The sequence below is a fragment of the Sphingobacterium bambusae genome (assembly GCF_033955345.1).
In the GTDB taxonomy this organism is placed as follows: Bacteria; Bacteroidota; Bacteroidia; order Sphingobacteriales; family Sphingobacteriaceae; genus Sphingobacterium; species Sphingobacterium bambusae.
The window spans coordinates 3,207,822-3,230,142 of the sequence record NZ_CP138332.1 but is presented as its reverse complement, the minus strand read 5'-3'; the positions used below and the strand labels follow the sequence as shown (position 1 = coordinate 3,230,142).

The window sequence follows — 22,321 nt, the reverse complement described above, 5'->3', positions numbered from 1 at the left end:
ATTCCTCGCTCCTGCTTACCCGCAGGACTCGACAATCTAGTGGGTCACCACGACCGGCAAGATATTGCCCTGCTCGTCAAAGTAGAGGGGATCGATACAAACCTCCCTATTGAAGCCAGCAGGGTCTCCCATCTCGATTCCTTTTGGGTAGTTGAAACGATGGTAAACGATATACCACTCGTCCTTACCGGGAATCTGCAACACCGAATTATGACCAGTGCCGTATATACCTTTCGACGGATCTTTTTGTAAGATCAGGTTGTTTTCTGGAATTTCGATCGGCCCAAATGGCGACTTCGAGGTTCCGTAGCGCACGCGGTAGTTTTCGCTGCGCGTATCATCTTCAGACCATAGGAAATAGTAGGTGCCCTTACGGAAGATCACATAAACACCCTCGCGAAAGGTCTTATCCGGTGTCATGACCTTCACCGTATTTTTTTTGATGGAGAGCATATCCTTGTTCAATTCGGCCACAGCAAGGTAGCCATTACCCCAGTAGAGGTAGCTCTTTCCACTTTTCGGATCGTTGAAGACGGCAGGATCAATCTCCTGACCACTCTTCACACCTTCGGGTTTAAAGTCGATCAAGGGTTTTCCCGAATCCTTGAAAGGTCCCGTCGGCGAATCGGAAACGGCAGCACCGATCTTCTGCGCAGCAGTAAAATAATAGTAATATTTATAATCCCCTTTTACCTTCTTTTCGGTGATGGTTGGCGCCCAAGCATGACGTGGCCCCCAGGGCACATCTTTTTTAAGATCCAAGATTACTCCTTCGTCCTTCCAAGTCTTCAGATCATCGGAAGAGAAGGTCTTGAAGTAGTAACCACCCCAACCATCAAAGCCGTCGCTGGTGGGATAGATATAGTATTTCTTTGTCTTATTGGAATACAGCACATCAGGATCTGCATAAAAGCCATCCAACACTGGATTTTTCTTAAAAGAGAGCTCCATACCTTGCGGAACACCCCATTTATCGGTTAAGGCTTGGAGTTCTGCACGCGACAAAGGAATAATGGAACCGTGGCGCGGATGGAAGTCCATTTTTACGTCCTCGTCGATCACCTTGAAGCGATCTAGATCCACACTTTCACAAAACTGGTATTTGCCTTTTCCGTAAACATCATACATCAGAATATACTTGTCGGAATGGTTGAGCTTAAACACCGAAGAACCTTCTACAGCATCCCGTGTTTGCTGCTTGTAGCCCGGCTGTTCGATCCACTTACCAGCGGTAAGCGAGTCCGTAAGCGCTAGACGAAGGCCGTTGCCATCGCCTTCTGTTTTATAGAACAGATAAAATAGTCCATTCTTGTTGATAATATCCCCATCAATGCAAGACTTTCCATTTTTAGGCAGAAAAAGCACTTTAGGCTCGCCCTCCAGATCGGTAAAATCAGCATTGGCGTAGGCATAGTAGATGATATCGGGTCCTGCTCCATGTTGCATGGACCAATAAACCATATACTTGCCTACCGCCGGATCGAAGATAGTTTGCGGTGCCCATACACGCTTTAAATCATCATGGCCTTTGTAGCGCTGCTGTATATTGATGACGGCATGTGTCCAATTAATCAAATCAGTGGACTTCAACAGGATCATGGCGCGGTTGGAGTCCCAACCTTTCGAGGAGGTCATATCGGTGATAACCATGTAGTAGGACTTGCCGTCCTCGCCGCGAAGGATATGCGGATCACGAACCCCACCGGTGGTACTGATCTTTTTGGAATCCAACACGGGCTTATTATTGTTCAATGCCCGATAGTTGTAGCCGTCGGTGCTAATGGCATAACAGACCGCTTCATCTTCCACGGCATTGCCTTTGAAATAGGCGAATAGGTAACCTACATAATCTTTGTCTGCCGGACCAAATTTGTAGTCTTGGGCAAAAAGCGGCTGGGCAAAGACCGTAGCAAAAAAGGCGAGCAGGAGGTAGCGCACCGATAACAGTTCTTTTTTCTTCATTTAGGGTTTAAGTTAAGTGTATTCAATATACTAATAAATTCGCATTCTTTTTCTGCTGTAGCCATTCAAGCCAAAGGCACGAACATATTGTTCGCGCCACTGGCCATTGATTGAATAAGTTTGCCTGCTTGGTGCAGAGCGAGCCCTGCACCAATTTGCGTAGTCATTGCGGCAACTACTTTAAGGCAATTTTTTGTACGGGGCTGTAGTTATACTCGCCCGTTAAAGATGATTTCACACCAATGCGCGCAAAGATGAAATCAAGACCACGTAGGTTTTCCGGAATCTCGCCGGAAAGCGTGGTCGGCTGACCAAAAGCAAAGTTAGCCACATTTCCTTCCACACGAAGGTCGCGTTGCACCTGATCGGTCAATAAGGTTTTTCCCAAGTATAAGCGTACAAATTCCAGATTGGAATTGGCCACAATACGATTTACGGTAAACTGCCCTGTAACGATATTACCGTTTTTTTGGAAGGTGGTATTCGTTACCGTGTAGTAAGGTGTAGATGGCACATCGACTGTTGTATTACCCTTCACCGTTACGATTATGGTGTCGCTGGACTGTTGCAACCAAGGCGCATTGCCAAGCCTAGTTAATTTATACTCGCCATCAAAGAGCGAGGCCGAGAAATACCCGTCTTGGTTGATATATACTGGAATTGGCGCCCTTGTTGCGAAGCCATCCTGCCAAAGTTGAAGCTCCGCACCGTTATTCCGGATCGGGATCGCATTCCCCTCGTAAACGATATGACCAGAAAGTGTTGACTTTGGCGCTTCAAAATTATCGTATTCACAGGCTGCAAAGAGTAAACTTGCCGCTGCGATGACTGTTGTTAAAATTTTAGTTTTCATCATGCAATAGATTAATGGAATGGGTTTCTAACAATTTTCGGGTTGTTATTTAGGACAGCCTGTTCTATAGATGCGTAATAATTTGCCATACGGAAAAAACGTGCACGACGGAACCTTGTAGGGCGTACCGTTTGGTAGATATACTTGCCATCGTCAGCATGTCCGGGACGAATAACGCGGTAGGCAAAAAGTCCATTGACTACCGAACTTCCTTCCGTTTCACTTCCATTCCAAACCAAATGGGCGATTCGCCAACGTTTCAAATCAAAAAAGCGATGATCCTCAAAGGCAAGTTCCACGCGACGTTCGTTACGAATGATATCATTGGTCAATGTGGTAATACTATTGGCAGGGAAACCGGCACGCTCACGCACAGCATTCACATAGTTACGTGCATCTGCCTGTCCTAGTTCGAAGGCTGCCTCTGCGGCATTTAAGTAAATCTCTCCTACACGGAACCAAGGCCACCAGTTTGCTGCTGAGGTACCGCGTGTACTCGCTGCTGGCGCATCACTCACAAATTTCCGGATGTAGAAACCCGTATTACTCACATCTTGAGCATCCAGCTGAGGACCATCAAAACCTGTCCAAAGACCACCAGAAGGATGCGCTTGTCCGAGTTGTTGTGCAGTCGTAAAATGATAGCTATTGTTCGTCCAAGTAGCTACACCAGCTTGAATACTCACGGAACGGCCACGGAAGGAAGTTCCTGGGTAGATAACAGTTCCGAAAAGACGACCATCTTTATTTGCAAACAATGCATCGGGGGTACTATAGGCAATGTAGTTTCCGCCAGCATCGCGTGTGCGCAATGTACCTTTTGTACCATCCAAATAATCGAAACTTTCTACAAAATTTAAAGAGGGGGAAATTGTAGAAGAGGATTCATTGTCTTCTGTAAAGGTCTTCACAATATTATCATAAGCAAAACGATGAACTTTAAGACCAGTAGCGAAGTCTTTGGCAAAAATCACTTCACTACCTGTTTTCTTATTTAACATATCGTAAAAGTTCGCTCCTTTATCAGCATTTTCATTGAATAGCTGATAAGGCCCCGCGATAATCTCACGCGAAGCTGCCAGTGATTTAGTGTAATAATCATTAGCCATCGATGCTGGTATACCTACTTCGCCTCCTGGCGTAGTGATGGGCGCTGCCATCAAGTTGTTGTACTTTGCAATCGATGCAGCGTAGAGCATAGCGCGGCTTTCCAAAGCCAAGGCCACATATTTGTTTGCTCTAGTTTTACTCGCATTGTTTACCGCTAAATCATCCTTAACGGCCTCTAGTTCCTGAAAAATAAAGTCATAAACTTCGTGTTCCTTTGCACGTGGAACTTGCAATGGAGTTGGATCACCACTGAAGTCGTAGATCAATTGCGTAGTGACGATAGGTACTCCCCCCATACGTTTCACCATTTCAAAGTATACAAAAGCGCGGATGAAACGTAATTCTGCCAAAAATTGTTTTTTTTGGTCTTCGGTTAGCAACGTGCTTTTCGTTTGGATGCTTTCCAAAGCAATATTAATTTCTCTGATCAAGCCATAATCCCAATAGCGCCCATAATCATCCGCAAATTGAAAATCGTTTCGCCAGTTTTGATCACGGTGTCCCGACCACATGGCATCATCCAGTTCCGTCATCCCACCCGTATTAAAAACCCCATGCATTGTAGGCAATCGATCATATAGATTGGCCAACAACCCATTCGTCAGCTTTGGATCGTTCCATAGCGGCTCCTCCATAATTAATGATTTAGATTCGCGGTCAAACCATGCATCATGATCACAGCTACCTAAGCACAAGCCGGAAAATAAAGCAATGCCTATATATATTTTTCTTGTTAGCAATCTCATCTTAAAAAGTCAAATTAAATCCAACCATAAACACTTTTTGCTGTGGGTAAACCACGGCTGCTGGGGCCTCTATCTCCGGATCAATCTGAAAACCTTTCACATTATCAAAAGAGAAGAGATTGGAGGCATTAACATAAACACGTAGGTTCTTTGCTTTAATGCGCTCGATAATAGACTTGGGAAGGTTGTAGCCCAATTCCAGATTGCGAACGCGCAGGTAACGCACGTTAGTCAACCAAAAATCGCTGTTGCGACCATTCGGCCCAGAATTACCATTACGCACTGCCGGATAATAGCCCGCCACCCATTCACTGTTTGGATCATACGGATCTTTACGATGCCATCTATCTTCTAATAGATAAGCTGGCGAGTTTCCGCCACCATGGAAAGCGTTACGTAATTCATAATCTTGATTCCAAGATTGTACAGAACCACCCGCGAAATCAATATTTAGCCCAATTCCTTTATAATCCAAACCTATACGCCCTCCAAATGTCAACATAGGCGCCCAACCTGTGGGGTAGCCTATAGGACGCTCGTCCATGCCGTTAATCACGCCATCGCCATTCACGTCTTTATAGATCAAGTCACCTGGCAATTGGTTTTTGTTATTCTGCCCGTCGTTGTTGATGGGGTGATTTTGAATTTCTTCCATTGACTGAAACTGTCCAACGACTTGGTATCCCCACCATACACCGCCCCAACGATCTTCGTTGGACCAACGGTACTCATCCCAAGCACTGCTAAAACGGGGCTTATAAGATTCTAGCGCACGGAAACGGGAGAAAGTAACATTCGCACTGACCACATAACCCAATTCGCCGATTTTATCGCTGTAGGTAACTATTCCCTCGGCTCCATAATATCCATTTTTGCCAAGATTTTCATTTGGCAGTTGGTAACCTATTTCAGAAGGCAATAAAACGTCGTATCGCTTCCCTGGAAAGCCTGTTCGAATAATTTTAAAAGCGTCCGCTGTAACAGCCAATTTATTATCGAACATGGCTAAATCCACCCCGACGTTATAGTTGGTATTCTTGACCCAAGAAAGATTACGTATCGGCAGTCCGCGAACCTGTATACCAGACACGTACGCTCCGTCGATCATGGCGCCCCCCACACCAAATGTGTAACCATCTAAATAGCCGTGCATTTCGGTTCCTTCTTCCATACCAGTTTGCCCAATAGAAGCACGGATTTTAAGATCGCTTACTACGGCTTTAATTGGCGCAAAAAACGGTTCATCAGAGACACGCCAGCCTAGAGAAGCGCCCGGGAAAAGCCCCCATCGACGATCCTCGTAATATTTAAAAGAGCCATCGTATCTCCCCAAAACTTCCAACAGGTATTTTCCTTTGTAATTATAGTTCAAACGACCTATAAAACCAGCACGCGCTTCATAGTCCCAGTCATCATCGACAGAATTTATTTCTCCTAAAACTCTCATCAATGGTATATAGTTGTTGGATGGATTAGTACCAAGAGCTCTATATGTTCTATCCCAGTCGGAACGTTCGTAGCCGGCCATTGCAGAGAGCGTGTGATCGCCAATTTGTTTGTTGTAATCGACTTGAAATTGTGCAAAGCGTGAAGCCATCTCGCGAGTCGTACTATAGCGCCAACCTGCACGGCTTCCGTTGGTAGCTTTATACTGTTCGTCTTCGTAACGATAGACGTCATACGTATATTGAAAGCCGTCGAACTTATTATTGGTATAATTGTAGGAAACCGTTCCTTTTGCAGATAAACCAAAATCCGTTTTGTAGGTGGCGAACAAGTTGATATTGCCCGCTAAATAGGTATTGTCTTTATAACCCACAATATCACGATCAAAAATAGCCGGGTTGTAGGCAAAATCATGTGTATTGTACGGGTATTCAGGATTGTCATTAGCATAAGGACCAACGGTCGGTCTATTTTTCATAATGGCCAAGATCGAGGAGAAATAACCGTCTCCGCCTGGCAAACCGACATCTTGCGTACCTTCATGACGGGCAGAAATTTGCGAACCTACCGTCAAGCCTTTCACTACTTCGGCTTCCATATTCGCCTGTATATTTGTACGCTTGTAGTTAAAATCCTTGATCATGGCTTCTTGATCCATATGCCCTACAGAGAGGAAGTAATTAGATTTCTGTCCACCGCCAGTAATGTTGGCATTGATGTACTTCTGCGGAATATTCTTGCGAATCACCATATCGTAATAATCGTAACCTTGGTAACCAGGTTCGGTACCTGCTTGCCATTTCGCCAATTCCTCTGGTGTATACACCAAACTAGGGTCACGACCTTCATTTTGTGCGGTTTCTACTAAACCACGGGTATATTGAGCCGCATTGGCCATTGTTGGAAAGCGCGTTAAATTTTGCCAGCCTTGGTAACCGTTGATATTGACCTTTGCAGACTCGCCTTTATTCCCCTTTTTGGTGGTCACTAAGACAACCCCTTTTGAAGCCCGAAAACCATATACCGCAGCAGCGGCGTCTTTCAAAATGGAGATACTCTCGATATCTTCTAAATTAAGTGCGTTAAAAATATCTGCGCCAGAACCACGTTGTGTCCCAACCCAGTCCATACCTTCTTCTCCACCATAGGCTACCCCATCAATAACATACAACGGGCTACCCATATTGCGAATCTCGATGGCAGCACCACGACCTGGGCGCGCATCTTTTGCCCGCACCGAGATACCTTGCACCTTACCGGCTAATGCTCCAGCAGTTGTCGAAGAAGATGAACGTACAATATCTTCGGATTTGATGTTACTTACCGCTCCAGTAATATTACGCTTGGACTGCGTACCGTATCCTACGACCACCACATCTTCCAAAGTTTGGTCACCCGCTTCCAAAACAATGTTAAATTGGGTTTGGTCGCCTATTGCAACCCGTTGCGTTTTAAAACCAACGTAGGTCACGATTAGATATCCTTTAGCTGCTTTCAGCTCAAAAGATCCCTTATCATCGGTATTGGTTATTAAATGAGACATGCCTTCTACAAGAACACTGGCTCCGATAATGGGCTCCTTATCCTTGTTGGTGACCTGTCCAGAAATCTTGCCTTGCGCATAGGTTAAACTGGGAACTATCCAGAGCATCATATACGCTAAAAGCGTTCTTAGGTTTTTCATAAATGTTAGCTTTCAATTTTTGATTTCATACTATTAAACTTCCCTCAAATTGTACTTTATAAAAAAGTAAAAATTCCACTCATGGAACATGGTCCACGTTTGTTCGTGCATACATAAAAAACATATTTTGGCGTAACGCCTGATTTAAAAAAACCTAGGAAATTTCGACAACCATGATGACATGGGTTTTAAATTGGCTCCTAGATCTATAATTGAATAACAAGTCAAACTTAGGGGATTTTAACACTTGTTAACATATACATTCTCGTCAAAAAACATGTAATATTTCGTCAAAAAAGCCGATTAACCTACGTTAAACGGCGAATTTGAAATTTTGAAGGTGAAACACAAAAGATAAAATATCGGGTAGAGGAAGCATGCTTGTGTCCACAGATCAGGACATGGTACATGCTAGTTTTCTAGATCGAAATCCGTTGTTATTCTTCGGGAAGCCAAGCGCCGCCTATCAGGGTCGGTTACCCTGCATCTTGACAAACTCGGAAGGCAACTGTCCGAATTCTTCTTTGAAACATTGTCTAAAATAAATAGCACTGTTGATGCCCACCATAAACGATACTTCGGTGATATTATGATTGCCTGAGCGGAGCAGCTCAGCAGCTTTTTGTATACGCACCTTACGGACTAATTGGTTGATATTCTTGCCGGTGATACCCTTGAGCTTTCGATATAGGGTGGATTGACTCATGTTCATCTTGTCCGACAGTGTGGCCGCATCCAGCACCTCATCCTGAATATGCTGCTCAACAATGCGTACGAAATCTTGAACGAAGGCATTCTCGCGCCACAATTCCACTTTTTCTGTGGTTTGTTCTACAGGTGTATTACTGGCGGAGAGCTGCTGCAGGATTTCGGTGTAGACGGCTTTACGCTTGAGGAGCAGGTTTTCGATACGCCGCTGCAGCAACTGTCCACTTACCGGCTTATTCAAATAAGAGTCTGCTCCGAGGTCATATCCCTTTTGGCGGTCTAGCTCGGTATCCTTTGCCGTTAGGAAAACAACAGGAATATGGCTCGTTTCGCGTTCTGCTTTCAGCTTCTCCAGCAGCTGGAAGCCATCCATATCCGGCATCATAACATCACTCAAGATCAGATCCGGAATATGCTTGACGGCTAGCTCGAGACCTAACAGACCGTTTTCCGCGGTAAGCACCTCATAATGCAGCCGCAATGAGGAGGAAAGGTAGTTACGTAGATCTGTATCATCCTCGACCAACAAAACCAACGGACGTTGATTATCGGATGAGAGCTCATCGCCGCTGCCCTCCCTACGCTCGATGCCAACAGGTGGATTGGCTTGCACACGATTGGCCAGCAAGCGTACCGAGAAGATACTGCCTTGACCAAGCGTACTCAACACGCTGACCCGTCCGTAGTGAATAGCCGCCAGCTCTTTGACCAAAGCCAAGCCTACCCCCGTGCCCTGCATTGCTGGACGTTGAATTTGGTAAAACTTATCGAAAATTTTATCCAATTCGTCCGCTGCGATCCCTATGCCACTATCTTCGACCGTGATCAATGCCCAATTGCTCAAAGCCTCCTCTTGATATTCCAAGCGTAGCTTGATATGTCCTTTATCGGTATATTTATAGGCATTGGACATCAAATTATCGATAATCAACTGCACAATCTCCGCATCAAAAGCTGTATTGATGTCTTCCGCAGGCATTTCTGCGCTGATATGTACATTCTTTTTGGCGTTCAGTTCTGCATATCGACAGGCAATTTCACGAAGCATCTCCGCCAAATATCCTTCGCCCAAAATCAAGGCTTTATGTTGCGACTCTACCTTACGAAATTCTAGTAGCTGATTGACCAGTGTAAACAGCCGATTGGCGCTTTTTTGCACCATTTGCAACAGACCGCGCTGTTTGGATTCCAGTCTATCTTCCTGCAAAAGATCATCCAAGGGCCCCAATATCAGTGTTAATGGCGTGCGCAGTTCATGCGTGATATTCGTATAAAAATTTAGTCGCTCGGTATACAGATGTTCCTCCTGCTCCAGCTGCGCTTCCTTTACCCGTAGTTCAGCTTCGGCCTTGATCTTCCTGCTGTAAAAGAAAATCAACACAAAGGCCAATAATGCACCTAACAGCACATAGGTAGCCACCGCCCATTTGCTGAGGTAAAAAGGTGCTGCAATAGCGATAAACACACGCTGATAATCTGACGACCAGACGCCGTTTTTCAATCGTGTGCGGATGCGCAGTTCGTAGTCGCCGAAAGGAATATTACGAAAATCCAAATTCTTCTCATTTCCCAGAAAGATCCAATCCGCATCCAGCCCTTGTAGCTTATAGCTAAATTCAACCAGATCGTCCATAGCATAGTCCATAACCGCCAGTTCCAGTCGGAAGCTATTCTCATTATGCTTCAAAGCAATTTTTTCCGTTGTAGCAATGTACTTTAGCGATGGAGACTGGGATTCGCCCGATTGAAAGACCATAAAACGACTCATGCGAATGGGAGGAGTTTTCAACTTGATAGGGATTGCTGCCGGATCAAAATAGCAGACTCCCTCATGCATACCAAAGTACAAGCGTCCGTTGCGATCCATACCCACGCTATTATTGATAAACCCACCAAGCGGAATTCCGAAGGCGGCATCGTAAGTAAGAAACTTCTTTTCTGTTGGCAGGTAACGCAGTAGTCCCGACTTGCTGGAACACCAAATATTACCATTTCGGTCTTCGGCCAAGGCATTGATGTTGGCCCAAGCGTTGCCTCCTTCGGGCACCAAACAGATCAGCTCATCAAGCTCGCTATTCGCGCTGTGAAACCCTATCCCCTCGTTGGTGGCGACCCATATATTATTGTCTCGGTCACGAAAAAGATGGTTGATGGTGTTGCTCTTCAAACCATTATCTGTCGAAAATTTGTGCAACACTTTTCGCTCCGCGTTAAACACATAGAGTCCCTGACCGTAGGTTCCCACCCAAATTTTACCGTCCTTATCTTCGACAATTGCCCTAGGTGCGTAGTCCCCTAACATCGGTCGATTAACCAACAGCTTCTCCACTTTCCGCGATAGCGGATCGTAGATGAATAATCCTTGCTGTGCCGCCAGCCAAATATGTCCTTGGCGGTCTTCCATCATCGCGCGCACCTCCGTAGCTCGTTCGCCCAAATCGACTCGACGCCAACTAGCGCTCTTCTCATCGAAAATAGCCACACCGCCCTGCTGTAATCCAGCCCATATCGCGCCACGGCTATCTTTGAACGCAGCCAACAAAAAATCGTCGGGCAGCTCTTTTCGAAGCAAATTTGTGCTGGGCAAGACACCGGCTTCATCAAGACCTACGAGCCCGTCGCCTTCTGTTGTCAGCCACATATTACCAGACCGCCCTTCCACGATGCCACTTACTGTAGACAGCCCAGCTACCGCACCTTGACTTCGGGAGGGAAAAACAGAAAAAAAACTGTTCATGTGGCTGATAAATCCAATACCACCGCCATAGAGCCCCATCCAGATATTTCCGAAACGATCCGGCGCGATATCCTGCACAGAAGAATTGCGCCCACGCCCCAGTTGGAAAGCATCTACCGGCACAAAAGCCTGCACCTTGTTGTCGAGATGATACCGTGGATACAGGATGAATAGTTGTGATGATTCCGCCCCTACATAGATCGCGTCTCCGACTTCCTTAATACTGTAAATAAAAGGCTCCTGTTTATTCTTCGATTTGCTTGCTAAGGAAATTTGTTCGATTGTTCCCGTTCGAGGATGATATACCGCAAGCCCTCTTCGCGTCCCCATCCAAATATTATTGTGGCTATCGCAAAACAATGCCTTGACCTCCCCATCAGGCAGTCCATGTTGCAGCGTGAGTTGCCTTAGCGCTTTCGTCTTCCGATCGAAAATAGAAACCCCTTTATTGACGTGCCCCATGTATAGCATGCCTTGCTGATCTTCCGCTAAGGACCATATACCATTCTCTGGCAGTTTGGGCAGTGCTTTTTGATTGTAACGCAGGAAGGACTTCCCCGCGGAATCAAAGCGCTGCAACCCTTGGTGATAGGTAGCTAGCCACAGGTAGCCATCACTCCCTTTTAGGATATCTGTAATGTCGTTGGTCGCAATAGAGCTTTCGTCTTTCGGATCATGTTGGTAATAGGTAAAACGGTTGCTCTGTAGATCCAATACATTGAGACCATCAGCCCGCGTACCGATGTAAAGCTTGCCGCTATCATACAGCAAAGTATTGATTTCATTGCTATTGACCGATGTACCATCGGCCTCATCCGCTTTAAAAAAGCTAACAAAGGATTTACTAGCGAAGCGATTGAGTCCCAATTCGGTTGCAATCCACACAAAGCCATCCTCGTCATGAGCAATGTCCAGCACCTGCTGATTGGACAGACCATCCTGTAAAGAAAAAAACGTTGCTTTGCTGGGCTGACCCAACAAAGCAACGTTGCATAAAAAGCAAAGTAAAAATATACCAGCTACCTTTCTCCATATCGAGATGCAGTAACCTTCGCTAGGCAGCATGTTGACAGCCGTCAAGTGATTCAAAAAAAGAAGCCATCCCCTCATATACAACAGCATAAAACTTTGCCTCCCCTTTACCTTCACATAATCGCTATTTACCAACAATAATGGCAGCTCCTCCAGCAGGTACGGTCAGCTTGATACGTTTATTCTTTGGCAAAGATAAACCCTTCTGTTCTGCATTACGTACTTTATTATCATGAACTAGTAGCATTGATCCCTCTTTTAGCATGGGCAAAGCGATATCTAGCTGCTTATCCCCAACCTCAGCATTAATTGCTGCGATGTACCAAGTATCAGCATGTCTTCTGGCCAGCACTACATACTTGCCCGGATATCCATCCAACAAGCGTGTTTCATCCCAGGTAGTCGGCACCTTCTTCAAAAAGTCGATCGCTGCTGGGGACGCATCGGAGAGGTTGTTTGGCGTGATTCCGAAGTTCTGCACAGGTGTTTGGAAAACGACGGCTGTTGCCGCTTGGAAGGTTTCCGTTGTCTTGCGTATGGTACCACCGTTATTTTCGCGGTTATGTCTTTTGTTCAACAGCACAGGTCCGAAATCCATCGAGGCCACGGCATTTCTAATAAAAGGATGCAGGCTGGCATTGTAGGCTTCGGTATCATTGGCATGCTGTGTGAAAATAAGGTTTTCGGAAGCTAATACGGCTTCGCTCCCCACAAAATTCGGGTACATGCGTTCCCATCCGCGTGGTAATGTACAGCCGTGGAAAATAACAACCAAGCCGTAATCGTTGGCATCAGAAAGGATATCCTCATAAAGCTTTAGCGTCTCTTGCTTATCGCCTCCGAAGAAATCGACCTTGATACCTTTCACACCGATGCGCTGCATCCATTCCATTTCCTTCTTGCGCGCTACCGCTGTATTCATCCTATTTTTAGGTCCTTGCGGGGCGTCATTCCAAAAACCGTTGGAGTTGTACCACAAGCATATACCCACACCCTTGTCTTTGCCATAGTCCACCAATTCTTCGATTTTCTTGTGCCCTATCTTTGAATCCCACCAATTGTCTACCAAGGTAAATTCATAGCCCATAGCAGCAGAAAGATCAATAAATTTCTTCTGATCTTCAAAGTTGATACTGCCGTCTTGCCATTCCAACCAGCTCCATGTTGCACGGCCAAAGGAGTATTCTTTGGACGCCGTATATTGTGGTGTAACCAAATCAAACGGAATGGTCGTTTCGACAATCGGCTTTAAGCTTTCGCCAACGGTAATGGTACGCCAAGGCGTGTAGCCGGGTAGCGCTATGGTAGGATTCGGACGTCCGATCCCATTGTTTTCACCCGCTTCTGGAAAAGCTATTTTATAAAGACCATCTTTCGTGCCTTCGCCCAATTTTGAACCGCAGTAAAGCGAATTTACACCGGTTTCTGAAACTAAGACCCAACCTCTATCGCCTATGTGAAACAAGGCTGGAAAGGTATAACCGACTCCATATTTGGACGGCTTACCTAGTACATCATCTGCGATATACTCCTCTTCGTAGCTTGGCTTAGTTTTCATCCAACCGATCATAGGCGTTGCCTGTGGTGTCAAGAAAGTGGTGCTGATAGATGGAAATTTAAATCCGCTTAGCTCTTCTTCAATCAGCATATTGGCCGGCTCGCCCACTTGGGGTATATGGTACCGAAAAGCAACATCGTTATTGCTGATCCGAAAAATCACGGTCAACCGTTGCTTATTGTTATTTTCTAAGTTGCAGGATAGTTCATTGGCCTGATAATGTACCTGACTGACCTTAATCTTTGGCTCGCTGTAGTTTTCATCAATCTCCTTGGTCTGCTTTTCTAAGAAACGTAGTCCTGACGAAAGATCGTTATTGCTTCCACGGATTCCAAGCGGCGACTTCTCCAACATTGCTTTACCATCGAGTTGTACCGTATAATAGAGTTTCCCTTGCTCCAACGATAACGCAACCTGAAGTTTTTCATTTGGGCTACTGACGGTGGCTATCTCCTGTGCTAACACAGCGGAAGATGACCATAAAACCAAAATACCACAGAGCGTCCGTTTAATCCTGTTCATAATGCTTTATTAAAAATTTTATAAATAACATACATGGTAACAACATAACTTGATTTTTCCATCGATCCAAAGCCACAGCCAAGAACCAGCCGAACCATAGAGATCTTTTCCAAGCATTGGTTATGCCTGCGATAAAGATAGTATAATTTTATAAATGTAAAAAATACATTTATAAAAGTTTGACGCGTAATAAAATATACGTCGACGCCATTCGTTAACTTATTGTTGTATGCTATTCGATTAGCGGAACATCATAGACCTTTCATCCGAGTAAGCTAACTATAGGTAAAATAGTTTAAAGGAAGTATTGACAAAACGAATTAAGATTAAGATATTTACGCAAAACAAAGCTAAGCGCGACCTCTAGATAGACACATGAAACCCATACATTTTGTCCTTTTTTTCATCAGCTTACTTCCTCAATTTTTACTGCGTGATTTTACGCCCGATAATGAACTCCGTTACCTGAGTATTGCCGATGAAAACCTGGGTCTGGGACGCTTCTTCGCTTTTATGCACCATGGCGAATTCTATTCCGACAAGCCACCACTTTACCTTTGGTTAGTTATGCTGTGCAAGCTGCTTTTCGGCAAGCATAGTCTTGTAGCTTTATCTTTTCTCTCGGTATTGCCAAGTTTACTCATTATTAAAATAATGGATGTCTGGACAAAAAGTGAGCTTTCGGCAGTAGCGCGAGCGACAGCTGGATTAGCCTTATTCACTGCAGTATTTTTTATTGGCAGTAGCATCGTGCTCCGTATGGATATGTTAATGTGTCTATTCATTACCTATGCTTTGTATATCTTTTACCGGATGTATACGGAAGATATAGACTTAAAAACAGGGCAACTTCTTTTTGTTCTCGGTGTTTTTCTAGCCGTATTTACCAAAGGACCAATGGGCATTATTGTACCTTTGGTCAGTAGTATTTGCTTCTTGTTAGCAAAGAGAAAGCTCCGTGATATTGGCCGATATTGGCATTGGCGCGGCTTACTTTTGTTGTTATTGCTTTGTGCATGTTGGTTTTTGGGTGTATGGCTCGAGGGCGGAAAAGATTACCTGTATGGGCTTTTGGTGCATCAAACCGTAAATCGAGCAGTGGATTCCTTCCATCATAAAGCACCTTTTTACTACTATGGCATCAGTATTTGGTATGCACTTGCTCCTTGGTCGCTGTTCATACTATCGGTCATTATTGGACGCATCAGATCCAAAAAACGTCCCAGCGATCTTGCCGTATTCTTTGGCTTAAGTAGCCTATGCACGTTGCTGTTCCTATCCGTGGTAAGCTCCAAAATTGTGATCTACTTGTTACCGGCATTCCCATTTATCATCTATTACAGCTTTTTGCTTCAAAGCAACTTAAAAGACAACTTGTTTACCCTAATCACATTAGCCTTGCCCGCTTTGGTTTTCATGTTAGCATTACCTGCTTTTTTCATCGCAAAGGATAGCATGCCTAATCTAGACCTGAGTTCGCCGCTGCTAGTCGCTGCAACCTTGACCCTTACCGCCTCCGGTTGTTATGGCCTATATCTTATTATCCGGCGGCAGCAGTATCTACAGATTATACGTGTACTTGGCTTCGGCCTTTTGGGAACCGTCTTTTTTGCAGGAATAAGCATCTCCAAATTTAACAGCCTAATCGGCTATGGGAACATCGCTTCAGCAGGAAAATCCCTAGCCTCGGCTCATCCAAGATCTACGTATTACAGTTGGCAAATGCGACGACCTGAAAATATGGATGTATACCTTTCTGCTCCAGTAATGGAAATTAGCGAAGAGAACCTGCTCGAAGGAAAATACACTTCAGGTGTGCTATTTATTGATCAAGAAAAGCTGGCACATCAGCCTGCACTCACGGACTATTTGAGCCGCTTTAAAAAGGTAGTGGTAGGCAAGCATGCCGCCATATTACTTCCATAACGTAAAACAAAGTATACCTTTATGCAATCTGAATTCACGATTATTATCCCAGTGTACAATGAAGCCGAAAGTCTAAACCGTCTTTTTCAGAAGATGCAGGATTATATCTTTGCCGCGCATAAAAAGAGCGTGGTACTTTTCGTGAATGACGGATCCACAGACGAAAGCCTAAAACTCATTCGGGAACAGTGTACATCCAATCCATCATTTAAATACATATCCTTCGACAGGAACTATGGACTAAGTGCAGCGATCAAAGCCGGATTCGACCATGTGTACACCGAATGGACAGGCTATATCGATGCCGATCTACAGACGGATCCAATGGATTTTAACCTGCTATTTGAACATGCCGAAAATCAAGACCTCGTCACAGGCGTAAGGCGGCTTCGGAAAGACTCTTTCTCGAAAAAGATATCCTCGAAACTAGCCAACAAGATCCGAAGATTTTTCACGCACGATGGCATGGATGACACGGGCTGCCCGCTAAAGATCATCCGCACGGATTACGCCAAGCGCATACCCATGTTTTCCGGCTTGCACCGTTTTTTGCCGGCCATGATTTTACTTCAAAAAGGAAAAATAAAGCAGGTTACCGTCAAGCACTTTCCCCGAATGGCCGGCCAATCAAAATTTACCCTTTGGAATAGACTGCTGGGTCCATTACAGGATTGCTTTGCATATCTCTGGATGAAACGAAAATATATCAACTACAGGATTGCCGAAGATGGAAGTAAATAAGTGGATCATTATGGCTATCGGCGCTATCGCGCAACTTTTATTTTCCAGCAGACTGATCGTTCAATGGATTAGCTCAGAAAAAAGCAAGAAGGTACTTACGCCGGTTCTATTTTGGGAACTGAGTTTACTGGCCTCATTCCTTCTTTTCTGCTACGGCTATCTGCGCGACGACTTTGCGATCATGCTCGGTCAAACCTTGACGTACTACATCTATATCCGTAACATGAGCCTACAGGGCGAATGGAAAAAGATACATCGCCTGATGCGTCTATTCATCATTCTTTTCCCTGTGCTTTTGATCGTTTATGGATATAACAATAATATCTATGATTTGGAAAAACTGTTCGCTTCAGCGCACATCCCGCGTCCGTTATTATTGCTCGGAATTAGCTCACAAACCTTGTTTACTTGTAGATTTATCTACCAATGGTTATATTCTGAATCGAAGAAAGAATCACTGTTGCCGCTCGGTTTTTGGGCAATCAGCCTTGCGGGCTCATTACTGATCTTACTCTATGCCATCTTACGTGAAGATGTGGTGTTGTTCTGCGGACATCTTTTAGGATCGGTGGTCTACAGCCGCAACATTATCTTGCTACGCAAGAACCGAGAGCAAGAGGGCTAAGGCTATTGGAAACAACAATCTCCTTGATCAAAATAGGTTGCATTTATTGATCAAATATTCTCCGAGAGCTAACATAGACTTAATAGGAAATTGCTTGCTTTGGCGAGAAATAAAAAGTATTGTTTTTGCTATATTTTGAGTAGAAAAAACTATGGAAAATAGACGATCATTTTTGAAAAAAGCCGCACTGCTCGCCGGAGCAACAGGTGTGTCGCAATTTATACCCTCCTCTATCCAACGTGCATTGGCAATAGAAGCGGCCCAAGGATCTACCTTCCTCGATGCAGAGCACATCGTTTTTCTGATGCAGGAAAACAGATCTTTCGATCACTGCTATGGGACATTGAAGGGCGTTCGAGGATTCAATGATCCTCGAGCCATTTTGCAGCCGAATGGCTTACCGGTGTGGCTACAACAAGATGCTGACAAGCGTATCTCGACGCCATTCCGCTTGGATTTGGAGAACAGCAAAACTAGCTGGATGGGTTCGCTTCCCCATAGCTGGAAAGATATGGTTTATGCGCGAAACGACGGAAAAATGAATACGTGGCTAGAGGCCAAGAAAGCCGGAAACCCCGCCTATAAGCAGCTTCCGCTGACGATGGGCTACCATAACCGGGAAGATATCCCTTTTTACTATGCTTTTGCGGATGCATTTACGGTCTGCGACCAGCATTTTTGCTCTTCTCTTACGGGAACCAGCGCCAACCGTTCCTATTTTTGGTCGGCCAGCATACGCGAGCAACCGCATAGCGGCGCATCCACCGCGCACGTAGACAATGGCCAGATAAACTACAAAAATGTCTCTTGGAAAACTTATCCGGAGCGACTGGAAGAAGCTAACGTCTCTTGGCGGGTGTACCAAAATGAGCTAAGCTTACCCGTGGGATTTGAAGGAGAAGAGGAAGATTGGCTCGCCAATTTCACAGATAACAACCTGGAATTCCATAAGCAGTATCATGTGCGCTTCCACCCAGCCCACCACAGGCATATGCAACGTCAATTGCAGGAGATGGAGTCTGCGCTAGCATCTGGGCAACAAACCACCGATGAAGAGCGCAAAAAATGGCAGAAGGAAGCACAGCAACTACGTGCCGATATCCAAGCCTTTAGTCCGGAAGCTTTCCAAAAGCTCTCCGCCTTCCAACAAGCTATACATCAAAAGGCCTTCACGACTAATACAGGAGACCCGGATTATCATAAATTGGAGACAATTCGCTATAGCGACGACAACGGCGAACAAGAGGTGCAGGTACCTAAAGGCGACGTTTTCCACCAGTTTAGGCAGGATGTACAATCGGGCAACTTACCTACCGTTTCTTGGCTGGTCGCGCCATGCCGATTTTCGGACCACCCTGGCTCGCCTTGGTATGGCGCTTGGTATGTTTCCGAAGCCTTAGATATCCTTACGGCTGATCCTGAAGTGTGGAAAAAAACAATATTTGTACTTACCTACGACGAAAACGATGGCTACTTCGACCATATACCACCGTTTGTTCCACCACATAGCGCACGCCCAGAAAGTGGCGCCTTGCCCAAAGGGATGCGTACAGAGAATGAATATGTAACATTGGAACAAGAGCGGCAGCGCACAGGCAATACGGGCAGCATGCTAGATAGTCCTATTGGTCTCGGCTTTCGCGTTCCGCTGGTGGTAGCCTCTCCTTGGAGTAAAGGCGGCCGCGTCAATTCGGAGGTTTTCGATCTTACTTCGCCTATACAATTTTTGGAATATTTTCTACAAAAAAAGTACAACAAAAACGTTGTTGAAGAGAACCTAAGCGAATGGCGCCGTCTGATTTGCGGCAACCTGACTTCAGTGTTTGAGCCGATAAAAGCTGCCGATAAAGTTGAAATAGCCGCGGTAGATAGAGACGAGTATGTAGAGCGTATTCACTCGGCGAGGGATAAAGCACTTCCTTCTGGCTTTACGCTATTGGATGCAGACGATGTGAGCCCAGAGAACAGCCTTGATAAGTGGTGGAAATCGCCACAGGAAAGAGGCACAAAGCAGGCCTGCGCAATACCTTACGACCTGAACGTCAATGCCCATATTGATCGAGATCGGCATGCACTATGCGTGACTTTCGCCGTAGGCAAGGAGCTACCGCGTACCAAAGAAATAGGTGTACCATTTTTTGCTATGTCTGCAGTTCCCTACCATGGCGAGGCATTGCCCGGTAGCACATGGAACTTCGCCGTTCGTCAAGGCGAGCCGCTCGCCTATTATTGGCCACTAGACCAATTCGCGGGTGACACATACCATATCCGCATTTACGGACCGAACGGTTTTTATCGCTCGTTTAAGGGTAGCAAATTATGGAAAGGAGCTACATTTAAAATTGCACAAATGCCAAAATCAATGGCGATTACTGTAGAGACATCCCAAAACCAAAGCGAGATCAAAATCGACGATCTTTCTTACCAACAGGGACGCAAGGCTTTCCGTGCGCATAGCTTCAAATGGAAAATGGATCTAGAAAAATCTCACGGTTGGTATGATATAGAGATTTCTGATAGCGCAGACCCAAATTTCGCTTACCAATATGCGGGACACGCAGAAAATGGACAATCAAGCAGCACGGATCCGTTGATGGGCGGCATCGCGTAGACGGGCGCTACAACTCCCATAGCTACATGCCCCACATTGAACATGTAGCTATGGTCGAATACGTGTATTGCGCAGGTTGCGAATCAATTTGTCAATGGTACTAGCATCAAACTGTAGTTTGTCATTTTTTGAAGCACGTTCCAGTACAGCGATCACTTGATCGATGTAATTGTTGAATGACTCCTCGAATGCACTTTGATCCAACGTCATTTCTGGCGATGTATTGATCAAACGGATGGTCTTAGAAACAGGCAATGAATCGTTTATACGCTTAATCTCCGCTAAAGTTAACCGCTGTCGATCCGCATACCGAAATAGCGCTTCGATGGATACCTGTGTGTTGGCTGCATTGGCTTGCATAGCGGATAGCAATCTTTCTTCATGACGAAGGAGTGTTCTATCAAAAGTTGCCAACTCTCGTCGATATCCCAATAGCTCCTGCTTGAACCCAGCCGTGGTTTGATCAAGTGTGTAATAAAAATCGGTATAAGGCTTTATGCTGCTTAAAAAATCTCGCAGATCTTGATCTTTGATCGCATTGTCGCCGAACGACAAAGCTTGATCATAGACACCTTTAACCAAGGCACTAATCGGATTTGATTCTACGATAGTACCAACCAATGGGATACTTACAACACGCTTTATCGTTTCTGAAAATTTGCTCTTCACATTACCTTTTAAATTACGGCTCAGTATAGCTTCCGAATTATCAAGCAATACTTTTGAAAAGCTTGTCCCCAACTCCACATTCGTCGGGTTGTTCAATTGACTTATAAGCGTTCCGGCATAAGTAACATCAAGCAGGCGGCTGTAACCTCTTACCTGCTGCTTCAACAACGAAATATCTTGAAAGGATCGCGTTAAGATCCCGTAGTTAGTCTCGTAAAGCTGCTTCTGTTCTTGAAGCGAAAGCTCCTGCGATTCAGACATCAAATGCCGAATGCTATCATTCGCACGAAGCAATTTCTCGGACTGCAATTTGAGCTGTTCATACGAGCCCTTCAACACCTCCAACTGCTTGTTGGTTTGTTCTAAATGCTGTTGGGTCTCCTGCATGGACGACAAAGCCGTTCTATTTGTATCCTGCACCTGTGCACACAGGCCACAAAAATTATATAGTAAAACAAATGCGAGTAAAAAATGTAAGTTCTTCATTGGCAATCGTGGTTATTATAGCTGTAGCATCGAAAAGCTCCTTCGCTACAACCAAAATGAAGGTACGCTAAAGGAACCTAAAATCCCAATGCTACGTTGTTTTTTTTATTAGAAGAACGGCTTATAGTTCATTACGTTTTCTTGATAGGCATTTTAGCACTTCTAACCCTTGCTGATTCCTTGTGAACCTCCGCTGAAAGCAAGCGCCTTAATGTATCAAAGATGCGTTGCCGATCTACATCTGTTGCCATATTAAAACCTAAGAAAAAAACGTCGGCGGAACTGTACATCGACAAAAAAAAGAAACCAGAAAGCAAAACATCCAATGCAGCGACCAAACGTTTCCTATCGGCCATGGTTTTCTTTCTCATAAGGAGTCGAAAAAGCGTCCTAAAATGGTTCATATAACTTTCCTGCAATGTCTTTAACAACTTGTGATGCCTTTCTGCCAGACTCCAATGTATCAACTTCTTAAGGGCGCCATCCTCATGAAATTTTTCCATCTGTGCAATGATCACCTCGATCAGGTCTGCAGAATCGTTGAGACGATACGCTTTTCTCTCTGCTTTTGCGGCAATCTCCAATTGCTCCAACTTCCTCTGAAGAAAAGTATTGACCAAATTATCGAAACTTTCAAAATAGAGGTAGATAAGTTTGGGATTTACCCGTAACTTTTTGAACACGGTAGTCACGGACAGTCCGGTGAACGTATCTTCTTCCAAGATTTGGCCTATGCCTGCGATTAATCGTTCTTTTGTCTTGGACTTGTTTCGCAAGAGACCACTAACTTCCTTTCTTTTTTTCTTAACGAGCATAACATGATTATTAAGGGTTATAAACACATTTACAATTGGCCGCACACTATCTTTTATCAAAAATAAATAAAACAATGCGCATATAAAAAT

General features: G+C 44.9%; 12 protein-coding genes. 4 read left to right on the top strand and 8 right to left on the bottom strand.

Annotated features, from left to right (window positions below):
- Positions 1–36 precede the first annotated feature (36 nt).
- The 6 genes from SCB77_RS13400 to SCB77_RS13375 form a co-directional block, all read right to left on the bottom strand.
- The gene (locus SCB77_RS13400; RefSeq protein ID WP_320182514.1) at positions 37–1,962 is read right to left on the bottom strand and encodes a family 43 glycosylhydrolase; all 1,926 of its coding nucleotides are present in this window, start codon (positions 1,960–1,962) and stop codon (positions 37–39) included.
- Between the two features lie 175 nt (positions 1,963–2,137).
- A complete protein-coding gene (locus SCB77_RS13395) occupies positions 2,138–2,818 on the bottom strand; it encodes a DUF3823 domain-containing protein (RefSeq protein ID WP_320182513.1) in 681 nt (226 codons plus the stop codon).
- A gap of 8 nt (positions 2,819–2,826) precedes the next feature.
- The gene (locus tag SCB77_RS13390) at positions 2,827–4,560 is read right to left on the bottom strand and encodes a RagB/SusD family nutrient uptake outer membrane protein (RefSeq protein ID WP_320182512.1); all 1,734 of its coding nucleotides are present in this window, start codon (positions 4,558–4,560) and stop codon (positions 2,827–2,829) included.
- Positions 4,561–4,672: 112 nt separating this feature from the next.
- Positions 4,673–7,801, bottom strand: a complete 3,129-nt coding sequence (locus tag SCB77_RS13385) for a SusC/RagA family TonB-linked outer membrane protein (RefSeq protein ID WP_320182511.1) — start codon at positions 7,799–7,801, stop codon at positions 4,673–4,675.
- 466 nt (positions 7,802–8,267) lie between these two features.
- Entirely contained in the window at positions 8,268–12,356 is a 4,089-nt protein-coding gene (locus tag SCB77_RS13380; protein ID WP_320182510.1) for a two-component regulator propeller domain-containing protein, read from the bottom strand.
- A gap of 46 nt (positions 12,357–12,402) precedes the next feature.
- Complete coding sequence (locus SCB77_RS13375; RefSeq protein WP_320182509.1) at positions 12,403–14,358, bottom strand: glycoside hydrolase family 97 protein; 1,956 nt, start codon at positions 14,356–14,358, stop codon at positions 12,403–12,405.
- A 375-nt stretch (positions 14,359–14,733) separates the two neighbouring features.
- On the opposite strand from SCB77_RS13375, the gene SCB77_RS13370 reads away from it, so the two are divergent.
- From SCB77_RS13370 to SCB77_RS13355, 4 genes are all read left to right on the top strand, one after another.
- Positions 14,734–16,284: an ArnT family glycosyltransferase gene (locus SCB77_RS13370; RefSeq protein ID WP_320182508.1), complete on the top strand. Its 1,551-nt coding sequence runs from the start codon at positions 14,734–14,736 to the stop codon at positions 16,282–16,284.
- 21 nt (positions 16,285–16,305) lie between these two features.
- Positions 16,306–17,025, top strand: coding sequence for a glycosyltransferase family 2 protein (locus SCB77_RS13365; RefSeq protein ID WP_320182507.1), 720 nt, complete (start codon positions 16,306–16,308; stop codon positions 17,023–17,025).
- A complete protein-coding gene (locus SCB77_RS13360) occupies positions 17,012–17,650 on the top strand; it encodes a lipid-A-disaccharide synthase N-terminal domain-containing protein (RefSeq protein ID WP_320182506.1) in 639 nt (212 codons plus the stop codon). Before SCB77_RS13365 ends, SCB77_RS13360 begins: the two co-directional genes overlap by 14 nt.
- Before the next feature lie 151 nt (positions 17,651–17,801).
- Positions 17,802–20,261 carry a phosphocholine-specific phospholipase C gene (locus tag SCB77_RS13355; RefSeq protein ID WP_320182505.1) on the top strand — a complete coding sequence of 820 codons (2,460 nt, stop codon included), beginning with the start codon at positions 17,802–17,804 and terminating at the stop codon, positions 20,259–20,261.
- Positions 20,262–20,309: 48 nt separating this feature from the next.
- Here the strand turns inward: SCB77_RS13355 and SCB77_RS13350 are convergent, their stop codons facing one another.
- Positions 20,310–21,416 (bottom strand): hypothetical protein, encoded by a 1,107-nt coding sequence (locus tag SCB77_RS13350; RefSeq protein WP_320182504.1) that lies wholly within the window; start codon positions 21,414–21,416, stop codon positions 20,310–20,312.
- A gap of 131 nt (positions 21,417–21,547) precedes the next feature.
- Entirely contained in the window at positions 21,548–22,231 is a 684-nt protein-coding gene (locus tag SCB77_RS13345; protein WP_320182503.1) for a TetR/AcrR family transcriptional regulator, read from the bottom strand.
- Positions 22,232–22,321 lie beyond the last annotated feature (90 nt).

Coding starts and splice junctions, on each gene's coding strand:
- SCB77_RS13345 (WP_320182503.1), bottom strand. CDS start 22,231: ATGCTCGTTAAGAAAAAAAGAAAGGAAGTTAGTGGTCTCTTGCGAAAC.
- SCB77_RS13380 (WP_320182510.1), bottom strand. CDS start 12,356: ATGAGGGGATGGCTTCTTTTTTTGAATCACTTGACGGCTGTCAACATG.
- SCB77_RS13385 (WP_320182511.1), bottom strand. CDS start 7,801: ATGAAAAACCTAAGAACGCTTTTAGCGTATATGATGCTCTGGATAGTT.
- SCB77_RS13360 (WP_320182506.1), top strand. CDS start 17,012: ATGGAAGTAAATAAGTGGATCATTATGGCTATCGGCGCTATCGCGCAA.
- SCB77_RS13375 (WP_320182509.1), bottom strand. CDS start 14,358: ATGAACAGGATTAAACGGACGCTCTGTGGTATTTTGGTTTTATGGTCA.
- SCB77_RS13355 (WP_320182505.1), top strand. CDS start 17,802: ATGGAAAATAGACGATCATTTTTGAAAAAAGCCGCACTGCTCGCCGGA.
- SCB77_RS13365 (WP_320182507.1), top strand. CDS start 16,306: ATGCAATCTGAATTCACGATTATTATCCCAGTGTACAATGAAGCCGAA.
- SCB77_RS13390 (WP_320182512.1), bottom strand. CDS start 4,560: ATGGAGGAGCCGCTATGGAACGATCCAAAGCTGACGAATGGGTTGTTG.
- SCB77_RS13400 (WP_320182514.1), bottom strand. CDS start 1,962: ATGAAGAAAAAAGAACTGTTATCGGTGCGCTACCTCCTGCTCGCCTTT.
- SCB77_RS13350 (WP_320182504.1), bottom strand. CDS start 21,416: ATGAAGAACTTACATTTTTTACTCGCATTTGTTTTACTATATAATTTT.
- SCB77_RS13395 (WP_320182513.1), bottom strand. CDS start 2,818: ATGATGAAAACTAAAATTTTAACAACAGTCATCGCAGCGGCAAGTTTA.
- SCB77_RS13370 (WP_320182508.1), top strand. CDS start 14,734: ATGAAACCCATACATTTTGTCCTTTTTTTCATCAGCTTACTTCCTCAA.